Source organism: Pseudomonas sp. PvP027 (assembly GCF_017833005.1).
Taxonomy (GTDB): Bacteria; Pseudomonadota; Gammaproteobacteria; order Pseudomonadales; family Pseudomonadaceae; genus Aquipseudomonas; species Aquipseudomonas congelans.
Window position 1 is genome coordinate 69,256 of sequence record NZ_JAFIBK010000001.1, and the last position, 13,778, is coordinate 83,033.

11 protein-coding genes are annotated in these 13,778 nt (G+C 50.6%); 9 read left to right on the plus strand and 2 right to left on the minus strand.

Annotated elements, in window-relative coordinates; genetic code table 11:
• Positions 1-66: 66 nt before the first annotated feature.
• The 4 genes from JOE33_RS00330 to JOE33_RS00345 all read left to right on the plus strand — a co-directional run bounded on the left by JOE33_RS00330 (position 67) and on the right by JOE33_RS00345 (position 4,660).
• Positions 67-966 (plus strand): LysR family transcriptional regulator, encoded by a 900-nt coding sequence (locus JOE33_RS00330; RefSeq protein ID WP_187625796.1) that lies wholly within the window; start codon positions 67-69, stop codon positions 964-966.
• Between the two features lie 90 nt (positions 967-1,056).
• Positions 1,057-1,527: an arsenate reductase ArsC gene (locus JOE33_RS00335; RefSeq protein WP_187625760.1), complete on the plus strand. Its 471-nt coding sequence runs from the start codon at positions 1,057-1,059 to the stop codon at positions 1,525-1,527.
• Positions 1,528-1,600: 73 nt separating this feature from the next.
• On the plus strand, positions 1,601-2,128 hold the full coding sequence (locus tag JOE33_RS00340) for an NUDIX domain-containing protein (RefSeq protein WP_054994120.1): 528 nt from the start codon (positions 1,601-1,603) through the stop codon (positions 2,126-2,128).
• 2,037 nt (positions 2,129-4,165) lie between these two features.
• A complete protein-coding gene (locus JOE33_RS00345) occupies positions 4,166-4,660 on the plus strand; it encodes a hypothetical protein (protein WP_209924003.1) in 495 nt (164 codons plus the stop codon).
• A 40-nt stretch (positions 4,661-4,700) separates the two neighbouring features.
• Here the strand turns inward: JOE33_RS00345 and JOE33_RS00350 are convergent, their stop codons facing one another.
• Complete coding sequence (locus tag JOE33_RS00350; protein WP_105223850.1) at positions 4,701-5,681, minus strand: IS5 family transposase; 981 nt, start codon at positions 5,679-5,681, stop codon at positions 4,701-4,703.
• 335 nt (positions 5,682-6,016) lie between these two features.
• Between JOE33_RS00350 and JOE33_RS00355 the strand changes: the two genes are divergently transcribed.
• Genes JOE33_RS00355 through JOE33_RS00365 form a run of 3 tightly spaced genes read left to right on the plus strand, consistent with a single transcriptional unit; the run spans position 6,017 to position 10,637 of the window.
• Positions 6,017-8,125 (plus strand): hypothetical protein, encoded by a 2,109-nt coding sequence (locus JOE33_RS00355; RefSeq protein WP_010434553.1) that lies wholly within the window; start codon positions 6,017-6,019, stop codon positions 8,123-8,125.
• Positions 8,126-8,140: 15 nt separating this feature from the next.
• Positions 8,141-9,130, plus strand: a complete 990-nt coding sequence (locus tag JOE33_RS00360; RefSeq protein ID WP_010434556.1) for an ATP-binding protein — start codon at positions 8,141-8,143, stop codon at positions 9,128-9,130.
• Positions 9,111-10,637 (plus strand): hypothetical protein, encoded by a 1,527-nt coding sequence (locus JOE33_RS00365; RefSeq protein WP_157769318.1) that lies wholly within the window; start codon positions 9,111-9,113, stop codon positions 10,635-10,637. Before JOE33_RS00360 ends, JOE33_RS00365 begins: the two co-directional genes overlap by 20 nt.
• A gap of 388 nt (positions 10,638-11,025) precedes the next feature.
• Here JOE33_RS00365 and JOE33_RS00370 read toward each other — a convergent pair whose 3' ends face one another.
• Positions 11,026-11,493 (minus strand): helix-turn-helix transcriptional regulator, encoded by a 468-nt coding sequence (locus tag JOE33_RS00370; RefSeq protein WP_010434560.1) that lies wholly within the window; start codon positions 11,491-11,493, stop codon positions 11,026-11,028.
• Between the two features lie 393 nt (positions 11,494-11,886).
• Here JOE33_RS00370 and JOE33_RS00375 point away from each other — a divergent pair, with 393 nt between their 5' ends.
• Positions 11,887-12,252, plus strand: a complete 366-nt coding sequence (locus JOE33_RS00375) for a hypothetical protein (RefSeq protein ID WP_010434561.1) — start codon at positions 11,887-11,889, stop codon at positions 12,250-12,252.
• A 569-nt stretch (positions 12,253-12,821) separates the two neighbouring features.
• Positions 12,822-13,556 carry a metallophosphoesterase gene (locus tag JOE33_RS00380; RefSeq protein WP_010434562.1) on the plus strand — a complete coding sequence of 245 codons (735 nt, stop codon included), beginning with the start codon at positions 12,822-12,824 and terminating at the stop codon, positions 13,554-13,556.
• Positions 13,557-13,778: the final 222 nt, after the last annotated feature.

The following is a 13,778-nucleotide window of genomic DNA, read 5'->3' on the forward strand; positions in this document are numbered from 1 at the left end:
AGTAATAGCAACGACGCTATGCTCTGTGAATTGAAATATTCAGTGGGTCTTGTTCGGAAAAACAAAATGAAGAATTCGATCCAGCACATCCGCGCCTTTCTGTCAGTGGCTCAGACCGGCAATTTTTCCAAGGCTGCAGCCGCCCTCAACTTGTCGCCGTCTGCACTGACCGTACAAATCCAGCAACTGGAGGATTGGCTCGGCGTTGCCTTGCTGGAACGAAGCCCACGCCATGTCTGCTTGACCGGCGCCGGCCAAAATGCGCTGTTGCCCATGGAGAAACTGCTGCTGGATCTGGACAACATCGTTAACGCTGCACGGGACATTGCGGCCTCACGACGCGGCTTGATCACCATCGCCGCCTTGCCGTCACTGTGTTCCGGCGTACTGCCTGCAGTGTTGAAAACGTTTCGCGAGCGGTTTCCCGGTGTCGAGGTCAGGCTGCGGGATGTCGTCGCGCAAAGAATCGATACGCTTGTCATGGAGCGCGAAGTGGATTTCGGGTTAGGCGTACAGGTTCGGCCCACCCACGGGCTGGAGTTCAACGCCATCCTGGAAGACCGTTTGTGCCTGTTCGCTCCAAAAGACCATCCACTGGCGAAGCGTCCCGCAGTGAGACTGAGCGAGATAGCGGGTTTCCCGATCGTTCTTACCGGCAGGGAAAGCAGCGTTCGCGATCTGGTCGAGCGAGTGTTTGCTGACGAGCAACTGCCTTTATCTGCGGGGCTGGAAGCCAATTACATGTCTACCGTCCTGGCCTTGGTCAGGCAGGGGCAGGGCGTTACGCTTCTTCCGGAGTCAGCGGACGATGGGCGGGGAGACCTGAGCAAAGTGCCAGTGGATCATCCGGGTGTTGTACGCCAGATCGGGCTGATCACTCGTACGGAACAAGCAATGGCTCCAGCCGTTGTCGAATTTGTTCGATTGCTGGAGGATCTGCGCACGCTCGGCAATCACAGCCGTTGATTTCCTGTTATACGAATGGCATAGGATTGGATGGAAGAAAGGCGGGTGCCTCGGTATTGCGTCTCAGGTTCTGACTCAAGGTATACAACGATGAAAGTGTTGTTCATGTGCACCCACAATAGCTGTCGCAGCATCCTGTCCGAGGCGCTTTTTAACCATCTGGCGCATCCAGGCCTGGAAGCGGTCAGCTCGGGAAGTTTTCCCAGTGGCCAGGTGAATAAACGCGCTTTGCGAACCCTTGAGGCAGCGGGCATTTCCACCAAAGGCTTGAGCAGCAAGGCTTCGGACGCTTTTGAAGGCTCACCTCCAGACATCGTGATCACCGTCTGTGACAGGGCTGCGGGTGAGACCTGCCCAATCTTTTTCGGGCCCGCTGTGAAGGCGCACTGGGGCTTGGCTGATCCGTCCGAAGTGTCTGGAGCGGAAGCCGAGATCACCGCAGCGTTTGAAAGCACACTCACCAAAATTCGCGAGCGTGTGGCGGCGTTTCTTGCGTTGCCGCTGGAGACTATCAGCAACGACCAGCTCAAGGCCGAACTCGACCGCATCGGTTCGCTTTGAAGAGCGATAAAGGTTGCGCCGGTCAGGCAGACAACTGATTTGTACTCTCCAGCTCACTTGAAATGAAGATCCCATGCAACTCATTACCGAAATCATTCATCCCGAACTGAAGTCCACGCAGGGCAGGATATTCCGACGTCATGCGGCACGCGGCATTGTACTGAGAGATGAACAAATCCTATTACTATTCACTGAACGCTATAACGACTTCAGTTTTCCCGGAGGCGGCCTTGATGCAGACGAGGACGTTGTTACAGGGCTGAAGCGTGAACTTGAAGAAGAGACGGGCGCTCGCGAAATTCAGGTGCTCCAGCATTATGGTTACATCGAAGAGTATCGGCCTTATCGGAAGCCTGAGTATGACCTGATGCACATGACCTCGCATTTTTATCTGTGCGAAGTCGCGCACCAGTTAGCGCCCGTGAGAATGGAAAGCCATGAAATAGCCAATGGAATGCGACCCGTGTGGATCAGCGTAACTGAAGCCATCGCCCATAATGAGGCTGTTATGGAGCGCCAGGAGTCCTCGATGGGTCAGTCGATACAGCGCGAGACCTTTATGCTGAGAAAAGTCGCCTCAGAGTTGATCGTCAACGGTTGATGGATAACTCAACTAAATGACTGTTTAGTTGAGTTATTAATTAGAAGGGAGGTTAAGGCTGGGCGAGGGTGGTTGTTCTGGAGGTATATATGAGCCTTAACCCTCCTTTGAAAGCTGCCATAAGCAGATGTGAAGGTGATTAGAATTTTCGTCGATGGCAATAGTGGCGTCTTTACTGGCTTGCTTCAGATATTGCTGTAGACAGTGAACAGCTTGTTATTGTTGGACGACGGTAGATTGAATTGGGCGGTGAGTCACCGTATCTACACGCAAATTAATCAGACAAGGATTATATTCATCTCCTGTTCGCTGGCGCAGGGTTTGGGTATTTAAAGCCAGTCAATTGGATCACCGAGGGGTTCTTTGATCCACCGTTGATATAAGCGTCGAAGGCGCGCCGTCCACTTGGTAAAACCTTGTCTGATTTGTGCAGGCGGCTCGATATTCCGGCCGGCTCAACGATGGCAGGCATCGGTACGCTGGTATTCAGCGTTCACAACACCGAGGCAGCACCGCATAGTTTTGCAAGGAACCTGGCGCTGATTTGGAGAGATACGGGCATTCGCGTAAGCGTACTTTCACCAAGACCGATCCGAACAACCTGCCTGGACTTGGTGTCGCTTAAGCGGATCAGACCGACGCCATCGTCGACGGAATGATTGAGCGTTTATCACGGAGCTGCGATCTGCAAGCTGGGAAAACTCATCACGGCGACGTTGCTCCTGGCGTAAAAAGAAAGCAGCTTCGTGACTGGGGTTGGAGTTTTGCAGGTGGCGGTTTCGCTCAGATTTAACTCGAGGTTGGTTGGCATGTGCCGGCAGAAGCCTTAGTACTCGGAAGTAAACATTAGTAAACGGCCATAAAATATAAAGCACCTAAAAATCAATAATATATCGCAATGACCTACACGCAGATGTAGTTTGTGTCAGCCGTTTACTGCACCTTTTTTTGTCAGTAAAGAGTGGAAATGGAGAATGAATGCAGCAAATAATCGAAATGGAGAAGCTCTGCAGTAAAGATTAGAAATGGAGCAGGCATGCAGTAAAGAGTGAAGATGCGTGTGGACTGAGACTGGGCCAAGACCATTAAGCTTGCTGGCGTCGGCCGCCTCAGCCGTGCATGCCGTACGCCTGTCCAAGCGCGAATACGCCGCCTCTGATCTCTAGAAACCTAGTCAATCCCCGCCAAATCGACTGGTCGAGATCAAGGAGTAGCACGTGCGGGCGGCCCCGACCTCGTTCGAAAGGTGAGCGATCAGTCGGTACGTAGGTTCCCAAGCCAGTGAAAAGACCAAAAAACAAAGCGAGCGCGCAGCATCGCGCCCGCTGACAGGTCGTCGATGCAGCCAGAGAAAATCTCAGCGGTAGGGTGGCGGGTGCGGCTAAGCGCGGTATCTCAAAATCGTCAGACCGGCTTGGTGGCTGTGTCCAAAAAAGCGCAGAGAAAAAATCTCAAGCAGATTGGCACATTGAGCGGTGTAAGTTGGATCTCTGATAACGCTCAGAACCGGGTTTCACAGCAAGCCATAATGCAAGCCTGCAATAAGCTTGCCAACTGATAAAGGTGAAAGCACAAGCTACTACTGTGAAAACCATAAGCCGGTGGTGGGGTACTGTGGTTTTGACCTAAATTGGGAAGATTTGAGCGCGTGGTCTAGACGATTCGCCCATATTGTAAGGGGTTTGCCCATAACCCGTTAAGTAGCATCCAGAAATGCTCTGGCTAAACGAATGATTTTATTTAATAACAATACACCGCTAAATAGTTTGAATAATCAGAGAAATTTACGTTTTTCTAAAGAATTGATCTCAATTCTTTTCGGGTTTCAATATGCATGAAAATATATCTAGTTATTCTCTCTTCGCAGATTTTGAATGCGCGTTAGATTAAAAAATTATTTTGCTACTGTTGCGTCTCGATCTATGGTCGCTAGCAACCAAGCAACCAAGCAACCAAGCAACCAAGCAACCAAGCAACCAAGCAACCAAGCGGGCAGTTCGGCAGAACGGTTATCATTGACAACGTTGTGGGGTGGTAATGGCGTCACTTAAATCCAAGCTGCGCCGTAAACTCATGGAATCGCACGGGGCGAGGAAAAATACACGTAACGCAATTTGGTTGGCGTACAGTCCAAAATCCAAATCAGACGTTGCGTTGGCAAGTAATAATGAATGTGTTTACTGGTTGACTCATTTGGAAACCGATCCAGCTATAAAAGGTTTCCATTTTGGGTATGAAGCACAGCTTAAGTTTGAGAGTGAGGATGGATTCCGAAAGCGTGAGATCATCCGTGTGGAACTCCAAAACGGCGAGATACAGGCACATGTGTTGTCTGCGGGTGATGGTGGAGTCGTACGTAACACTGTCGCTATCTTCGCACTATTTCCAGGAAAAGCGGTCAAGGAGGAACGTCAGATATCTCATATTAGAGTCCACAGTGATCACCTAAGGATGCTCCGATCAACTTGCTGCGCAGCGGCGGCGAGTCGCAATTTGCCCGGCACCCAGCGCTATTTGCTGAAAATGGCCTGATGCAGCGCGCGTTGAGGGCGTTTCCGCCCGGTTTTCCGTGTTAAACGCGCAACTCACCCATACCCATCAGCTGTTTTCGAGCCATCCACAGATTCGACAGGGCGAACAGCGTGGTCAGCTGAGCTGTGTTTTTCATCAGCCCACGAAAGCGCACTTTCACGTAGCCAAACTGACGCTTGATTACGCGAAACGGATGCTCGACCTTGGCCCGTGTCTGAGCTTTGCAGTACTCGATCTTGCGCTTGGCCTTGTAGAGCACGCTGCGTTTATTGAGCCTGGAATACGTGCTGCGCCGCGCAGCGATTTGCCAGATGACCTCACGATTTTCATGCTCTTCACGCTTCTCGACACCGGTGTATCCCGCGTCTGCATACACCGCGTTTTCTTCGCCGTGGAGCAGTTCGGCGACCTGCGTGACATCGGCCACATTGGCCGCAGTGCCATGAACATGATGAACCAGGCCCGACTCCGCATCGGCGCCGATATGCGCCTTCATCCCGAAGAAGTATTGGTTACCTTTCTTCGTCTGATGCATCTCGGGATCACGCTTTCCTTCCTCGTTCTTGGTCGAGCAAGGGGCATGAATGATGGTGGCATCGACGATGGTGCCCTGGCGCAGGGACAGGCCTTTCTCTTGCAGATAACCGTTGATGACCGCGAGGATCGCAGGGGCCAGTTGATGCTTTTCCAGCAGGTGCCGGAAGTTCATGATCGTGGTGTCTTCAGGTATCGGGGCGCTCAAGGTCAGGCGTGCAAACTGGCGCATGGGCGTGATTTCGTAGAGCGCTTCTTCCATGGCCGGGTCGCTCAGGGAGAACCAGTTCTGCAGCAGATGAATGCGCAGCATGGTTTCCAGAGGATAAGGTTTTCTGCCTCCGCCGGCCTTGGGGTAGAACGGTTCGATCAGGCCCAGTAGACCTGTCCAGGGCACGACCTGATCCATCTCGGCGAGGAAGCGTTCGCGGCGTGTCTGCTTGCGCTTACCGGCATATTCGAAATCGGAAAAGCTCATCTGGCTCATGGGCGGCTCGGATCAGGTGGTCAGGCGTATTTCAGCACATTTGAAGACTTGTTCGGAGATTCCCTAAGGCAGCAGGCACAAAAAGCTACTAGGGTTTTGAAAATGATCGGATTCGCTTCTCAAATTCGGGAGCACCGGCATGATGTCGTAACTGCTGCTGTCGAATTGACCCTCTTAGCACTAAAGGCAGGACGCGTGGAGCAACTACTGTTGGCGACGTCCAGGCATGATCCTATGGTTGTTCTAGGAGTATTGGCGGAAAAAATATTGGCAGGAGGGGTGGAGATCGATTTGGAGACGCGCGCTTTAGGCAATCATAGCTATTGGAAACTCAAATGACAGCCAAGAGAAGCCGTCATGAGATTGAACAGGCAATAAAATCGACTCAACCCTGGGCGCAGGTGTCAACAGCTTTTATGGATACTGATACCGAATATCTCTTTCGGAATAGAGTCAGGGCCGTCGATCTTTATGCTGACGGAGAACCCCTTTTAGGTATCAAAGAAACTACAAGTATTAACGGCGCCGAACTGCATAGGCTGATTAAAAGATGCCTCTCTGCATCTAGCGACGGCCTTGTTAGGGGGTATGCTGGGCTTATACCAAATGCGCGATTGGTAAGTTATGCACGTATCAGCCCGCTTAAAGCAAAGCTTCCAGAAAGTAAGGGAGGGTATGCTGGGGCGTTTTCTAATCTTCTGGTAAGGTATCCAGAGCTAGAGCAGCTGTTGGTTAGAAAGATTCTCAAGTTGAAATATGAAAAAGCCGTTTACGAATTTCGCATTAAGCCGAAGCATGTACACAAATTGATGATTAATTATCTTAAGCGCAAGGATCATCCAAAGGATGAATGGCCTTATGGCACTAAGCTATTAGGATATAGAAGCGTTAATCAGTTTGTACACAAGGTTCTCGATCATAATTTTGACCGCGGGGTGTTGGTGAATGGCGAAGCAGCGGCCCAAGCACATCTTGCAGTAGGTAGTGGTAAAGACGCACTGCTTACCTATGAATACATGATGGAAGCGGCAGAGATCGATAGCTATCATATTGATGCGCACTTCTCAATAGGTTTTGAAAACCAAGATGGCTTGATAAGCTATGTTTCGATGGAGCGTATAAATATCATTGCTCTTGTCGATCGGGTTTCGACAGCAGTGTGGTGGTTCTCAGTTGTGTTCAGTAGCGAGGTTAGTGCTTCCGATGTGGTAAGACTGATGACCGAAAGTTTGAGGTCAAATCTTCCTCGGCCGGAGAGAGCATCCCTTCCTATAAAATTGACTGAAGACATGGGCTTCCCAACAGAGATCTTTCCCGAACTGGCTCACACAGTACCAACAGTGCTGATGCCTGATAATGCGTTAGCCAACTTGGCCGGTGCAGTATCGGAGACACTTCGTAAGAATACTGGGTATACACTTTGCTATGGCCCACCCGGCCATTTCGAGGCCAGGCCGAATGTGGAGAGGACATTCGGGACATTGGCTGCTGAGATATTCCAGCGGTTACCAAGTACTACGGGAGCTGGGCCCGGACTCGGTAGAGTCAAAGGCGGCGCCAAAATTTCAGCTGACCTTAAGATGGATGCTAGCCATATAGAAGAATTGGCTTTTAATCATTTCGCCATCAGTAATGCTACTCCTTCCGAGGGGATCGGATTCCTGTCACCAATCGAATACATTCGCCAAAAAATGCAACAGAATAACGGACATTACCTTCCTCGAACTGTCCTCCAGGAGCGTATTGCTAAAATGGCTCACTACCATATCACTGAGTCGGTGGTTGTCAGATGCTACCCTAAACGTGGAATAAGGCCATATGTTCAGATTGACCGCGTTCACTACTCTTCTGACGTCATGAGAGAGTCTGCCTGGCTCTCAGGGAAAGAAATCATCATAGAGATAGATGAACACGATATGAGAACGGTGAAGGCCTACTGGCCCGATGGCACATTTATGGAGGTTCTAACAGCGGCTGCAAAATGGTCTCGTACAAAGCATAGCCGAAAAACCCGAAAAGCCATAAATAGCTTGATTGCTCAAAAGCTATTGATTGTTTCTGAGTTTGACGATCCAGTCATTCTATACATGGAGCTTCTTTCAGACATTGCCCAAAGCAAGGTTGTTGGTGTGCCAGGCGTTGCCTCTAGTCCCACCAAAGCAGCCACTGAGCGCCACCGGGTCGAGAAGGAAGTCACTGAAGGGTTGGGACTAGAGGACGACGTGTTCGAGGCCGGCGAGGAAGCCGAAGACACTGCTGATCATCACGTGCCCACTTCAAAAGTAGAAAAAACGGCAAAAAAAGAGTCAGTAGCAACCAAAGTGTCAAAGAAAGAGGCAGACCACGACTCAGATGATCTCGAAGCTGAATCATCACCTACCAAAACAGCCACAATCATCCCATATCCCATGCCCGACTTAAAAAAGATTATCAAAGGGTTTTGATAGCAGGAGCTCTGCATGCGCATATTTGACCCGCTGGATACAGCTGCGAGGGACGAGCTGATGTCTCAGCATCCCATTATGCTAAAAACGTATTTCACATTGACGCCCACCATCGTAGATGTGTATGAGAGAGTGAGGGATTTAATTTATCTGAGTGAACCAAGTATGTATTTTTGGTCTACGCCCAGAATGGGCAAAACTGAATGCGCTAAAGCCATTCGCTACCTGATCTCGCAAGAATTTCCGGATAAAATGATTATCCTCGCATCTTGTGATCCAGAAAAAGAAAAAGGCATTGTTCCAACCATATTTAAAAGCCTTGGGCTTGAAAAAGATAAATATCGAATTTCACTAGCGGAAATTCGAGATCGTGTGATTGATCATATTGTGTGCGAGCTATCTGGCAAACATGGGAAGCATTGCTTGCTGATGATTGACGAAATGCAGGCAATGGTAGACAAGGACTATCAGGGGTTGCAAGCCATACAAAATGAGTTGAAATTAAATAATATTTCTCTCACTACTGTTGGGTTTGCGCAGCACCAGATTAACAGTATGCGTACATCGCTGGTCAGCGCAGGAAAGATAGCGCTCGTCGCAAGGTTTTTGAGTCGGCGGGGTAGATTTCATGGCTGCAAAAAAATTGATTGGCTGGCGTCTACTCTTCAACAGTTTGATGATGGGTTACAATTTCCAGAGATGAGTACGTGTACTTACACGCAGTTTTTTCTTCCCACTGCTTATGCTGCAGGGTTTAGGCTTCAAAGCTGTTCAGAATTGATTTATAAGGAAGCCAAGAAGGCGGTTTCTAATTCGAAAGCCAAAATTATTCCTACGGCGCATCTCTTCACGGCTATCGGATACATGCTCGCGACTGGTAGGTCAGAGGATAAGCCAGAATTTGTCTTAACACCTACCATGGTGAGCCGCGCGATCAAAATTTCCGGGATGGCTGAATTCGCCGGACTTGTCGACGTTACGGGGGATGATCAAGTTGATTCTTAAAACTTTATCGTATCCCAAGGTTGAAACGGCTTATCAATCTTGTTGGCTGATTGTAACCAAAGCGCTTGTCATCAACCGCCTTAGCTTGAAAACGTTGCTCACAAATCTTGATGTAACTCACCACGGCGTATCAATTTTAGGCAGCGGAGGAGTGGTACCTGAGCTCCTGTTGCCTTGCTTAAATACGCGTCTGCGCTTGTCGAAATTAACCCTAGCTCAGGCATCTCTAGGTTTAAATTTCCAACCGTTACACCATGGGCGTCGTCAGAGCATCCGCCACTGCCAAGAGTGCATTGATGCTAATTATCATTCGGCGATTTTTTTGAACCCTTTAATACATAGTTGTCCTGTGCATAACAAGGTCTTGGTTCACTGCAGTCGCTGCTCAAATGCGTTATACAAGGGTGGAAGTCTTTTTACACAACCTCTAATGAAATATGGTACCTGCGAGCATCTGAGGGCCTTTGTCGAGGCGCGTGTACCTATGGTGACCCTGTCTGATCAGGACGTCCAGGAATTTGAGAGAGTGGGGGATGAATATCAGCGCTGGCTGGACTCAATTGAACGACTTGAGTTGGGGGCAGTTTCTGACGTTATCCCAAAGATATCTGGCCCAAAAGATTTTGAGCTCAGCCAGTTTTATTTTGAGTACGTTCGTCGCTACGCCGGCCTTCCATTTGATCTCCCCTGGCAAAGCGCCCCATTCCCCTATGAAATTTGTAGTGTAAATTACATTTCGCGATCAAATGAACTAGACCATCCCCCGACACCTCTTGTGACGACCGATTCGGCCGAACATACCAGCAGCCTGGCTAGACACATTGAGCTCAACGTCGATCCAGTTGACGTCGTAAAGTGCGTAAAATCCATTCGCCGCTATTTACACAAAGCTTATATTACCCCGCACCGTAAGTGTTTCAATGCTATTAGAGGTCTTAGCCACGGTCAATTGAACATCCTGAACTTTACAGAAAGATGCAGTTGCGTGTCTGCTTACTGTGCTTGGCTGGTTTCATCAGGGGGTGTTTCGACGTTACCTGAACACCAAAGCATGAGGTCGAACGCTCCTATGTTGGAGGTTTATAGTGATCTACTCGCTAAAAGTGCCGTAAGCCTCAGAGAAATTCTCCTGACCCAGTTAGTGTCTTTTTTTGACGTATGGGGAGCACTAGAAGCTGAAAGTGCCCACGAGCGGACGTATTCTGACACCGTCATTTCTAGAGCCTTGATCGCTAATGAATCTTTTAGCTGCATGAATGCCTCATACACGTTGACACGTCGAGATAAAATTGGAGGGAAGAATCACAAGCAGAAAAGTTACTTTATCTCCCCACGCCTGTTGGCTGCTCGGTCACGGGAAAGATGTTCCTGCAACCAGCGGACATCATTTTCAAAGCTTGTTGAAACCGGCAGACGTAACGTCTACGTTCCCAGCTCACACGGTATAATGAGATTCGTTGACGGCCGATCTGACATTATGGACACGCTTGTGATTAGCATCTGGTGATAGCCCTCCAAGGGGTGCCTAAGCGATGCCACTCTTGTACCTAACTGGCTTGAGTCAGCGAGATCCCGGGTCAAACGTCTTCCACGGCACAGCCGACTACGTCGCTGCTCCTGGGCTTCATCGATGCCTTTATGCGATGATGTCGAAGAATTGTCCGTATTCTAGACCTAGATCCATGCCTGCAGGTTGAGTTCCACTCTGCGTTACAGGATGACTTAGGCGAAGTACACCTTGGTTATACATAACGTCAAGTGTTGTTTTCGACGCTCTTCTGAATACGAGCCTCTATACCGAACAAGGCCACTCGGCTTTATAAGATCACCTGCGGTTAAGCCAGGCTTATGCGCAACGCCTCGTGACAAAAGCCGAGGGAGGGCCAGCGGGAGGATCATTCAGACTCGCGCCAATACCTGCTGACCGTCATCTTGTTCACACCCAGATTCTGAGACGTCTGCGACTGACTCAAGCCCTGAGCTTTGCACTCCTGAATCGAGACCTTCAGATCGCGATCAATCACCCGGCCGGCTGGCCTGCTACGTAGCCCACCGTCATCCAATTCTGCCCGCGCTGCCGCGAGTGTGCCGGTGGCATCCAATTCGCGCATCTGTTCTGCGAATCTCTCTACGATCGCATCAACAGTTATGCCTTCCTGGATCAGGGTGGCTGCGCCAACTAGCAACAGGGGAGACGCCCCATAGGCTTTCGACAGATCCTGCAGCTTGTCCAAGGTGGGGCTCGACTTGCCGTGCTCAAGCTGACTCAGGTACTGACGATTGCTCCCCTCGGGAATTGACTCCTGGGTCAACCCTTTGTGAGCTCGCAGCGCGCGAAGGATCGCGGCTAAAGGTACCTTCATCGACACAGGCATTCCTCAAAACCGAGGATGTAGCCATGTTGTGCCGTAACACTCTACCGTATATAGTAGTCGTATGGTTACGGCGCAAGTGCGAGGTTCGGCCTACCGCTGCGTGGGTTCAAGCAGGCGGGTAAGGGCAGCGGCTCAGGGCGACATCTCTCTACCAGATATCAATTTAGCCCTAAACCGTCGATTGTGATTTTTATCCTCTAGCCCTAGGCGAGCTGCATAGCCCAAGTCAGCAGGGGTTACGTCCGGGTGTTGGCAAACACTGTAGAGGCGGCCTCGGAACTGGATGAAGAACCCAGAGCGCGAAGTGAACGGGGGTCTCCGGAATCGGTGTGCAGCGAACAGAGCAGCGTGAGAGACCTGGACTTATGCGAGGAACCACCAGTGAGCAACACAGCATTGCCAGACCCTTCGGCATTCATGATCAAAACCTTCGGGTCGACGATAAGAGACCTTAGCTTCAACAGGCTACCAACGGTGATTCGAAAGGCGAAAGCGGCGATACCAGATGAAGACGTGGTCGGGTTTCTTTTATGCGCGCTGTATCGACCTCCGCGGATGACCGGGTTGATCTTCTGTAACCGCATAAGCCACTTGTCACCGGGTCTGCCAGCTCACACACCGCCAGTTGTAAGGCGGTTTCACCGCAACGGATACCTGGTGGTAGAGGCGGACACGGGCGGACTGTTCGTGGTGGCCCACCATTACTTTGAAAACGGTGCTATCAGGCCTTTTTTCGAAGTGCATTGAACACAGGACATCGCGCCTAGACAGATCGAGTGAATTGCCATGCCGACAGACTATGAGTCTTTGAACAGCTTGCAAACCGCCGCGGAGGTCAAGCCGACCTCGATTCCCGCGAGCGTCGAGCGTGCTATGGGTGTGCAGTTCGAATTTCCGGCCACCGCTTACATGTGCTGCGCGAGGGTAGATCATGAAATCAGCTGTCTGGTAGGTGTGATTTACCAAGAACAACGCGGGCGTTTTCGAGATGGAGCGACCGTTCGGACGTCTTCGCTACGTCGAAGGTTCGAGAGCCACGGATACCACATCTTCGAAACAAGCAATGGCAGCTCATACGTTGTTTGCGAGTGGGCGCCGGACGGAATGAGCCCACGATTTTCTGGCGTACGCCACTAGGCATATGGGACACGAATCCCGCCATTCAAAACGTTACAGGCCCATCGACGATCAAACGTATTCGGAAACAGCAGAGCTCATAACGGTGCCGGCGAGGTGGTCAAACAGGTGAGCAGATACTCACACCGTGCAACCTCTAAACCACCTTGAAAAACAGCAAATTCATAAGTGACCCAGCGATGAAGCTACGAATTTACTCAGACCTGCATAACGAATTTCACCGCTTTGACCCACCGGCCCTCGATCACGATGTCGACTTGGTCATCCTTGCCGGCGACATCGACAAAAAAAGCCGGGGCATCAAGTGGGCCAATGAGACCTTCACCTGCCCGACCGTTTACATCAGCGGGAACCACGAATTTTATGACGGCCACATCGATCGAACTCTTCAAAAAATGCGAGACGCCGCTGAGTCCCATGTCCATCTGCTCGAGAACCAAAGCATCATTATCAATGGCACCCGCATCCTGGGCACCGCAGCATGGACGGATTTTTCCTCAACTGGCGACCAGATCGCCGCCGCCTCTATGGCCAAAGCATCCATGAACGACTTCAGATACATCAGAGCAGATGCCGGATATAGACGCCTGCGACCAGATGACCTGATTACCCGCAACCACGCAGCTAAAGCCTGGCTGACCCACCAGCTTGCCCAAGATTTTCAAGGCAAAACGATCGTCATCACTCACCACGCCCCATCGCCCGTGGTCGTCGGAACGAAGCATGACGGGCATCTGAATGCGGCTTACACCAACGACTGGCCCAGACTTATCGAGAAAGCGGATTTGTGGGTCTTTGGTCACACCCACCAAGCTGTGGACGTCGAGCTTGGCGGCTGCAGAGTGGTCTCCAATCCGAGAGGCTATCCCGGCGAATCGACAGGTTTTGATCCTCTCTTCGAAATTGAAATCTGAGGAGTGCTCGTGCTTTGAAATCAAACGTTATCTCTTTCACAGGGAGCGCACTTCCTCGGTCTGAAACGATGAAAAAAGAAAGTATGCCTTGCGAGGTTGTCCAGGCAATGAGTCACGACTGGGGTGTCCTTGTGGATGCTTATCTGTTCAACGCAGCTCGTGTCGGGGATCGCTTTGCCGCTATCGTGTTCTGTGATCGGTCTGGAATGGTTCCCGACGGTG

What these genes read in the sequence shown, in the direction of transcription:
- JOE33_RS00355 (WP_010434553.1), top strand. Translation starts at nt 6,017, where the DNA reads ATGACAGCCAAGAGAAGCCGTCATGAGATTGAACAGGCAATAAAATCG.
- JOE33_RS00350 (WP_105223850.1), bottom strand. Translation starts at nt 5,681, where the DNA reads ATGAGCCAGATGAGCTTTTCCGATTTCGAATATGCCGGTAAGCGCAAG.
- JOE33_RS00340 (WP_054994120.1), top strand. Translation starts at nt 1,601, where the DNA reads ATGCAACTCATTACCGAAATCATTCATCCCGAACTGAAGTCCACGCAG.
- JOE33_RS00380 (WP_010434562.1), top strand. Translation starts at nt 12,822, where the DNA reads ATGAAGCTACGAATTTACTCAGACCTGCATAACGAATTTCACCGCTTT.
- JOE33_RS00345 (WP_209924003.1), top strand. Translation starts at nt 4,166, where the DNA reads ATGGCGTCACTTAAATCCAAGCTGCGCCGTAAACTCATGGAATCGCAC.
- JOE33_RS00330 (WP_187625796.1), top strand. Translation starts at nt 67, where the DNA reads ATGAAGAATTCGATCCAGCACATCCGCGCCTTTCTGTCAGTGGCTCAG.
- JOE33_RS00360 (WP_010434556.1), top strand. Translation starts at nt 8,141, where the DNA reads ATGCGCATATTTGACCCGCTGGATACAGCTGCGAGGGACGAGCTGATG.
- JOE33_RS00370 (WP_010434560.1), bottom strand. Translation starts at nt 11,493, where the DNA reads ATGAAGGTACCTTTAGCCGCGATCCTTCGCGCGCTGCGAGCTCACAAA.
- JOE33_RS00365 (WP_157769318.1), top strand. Translation starts at nt 9,111, where the DNA reads ATGATCAAGTTGATTCTTAAAACTTTATCGTATCCCAAGGTTGAAACG.
- JOE33_RS00335 (WP_187625760.1), top strand. Translation starts at nt 1,057, where the DNA reads ATGAAAGTGTTGTTCATGTGCACCCACAATAGCTGTCGCAGCATCCTG.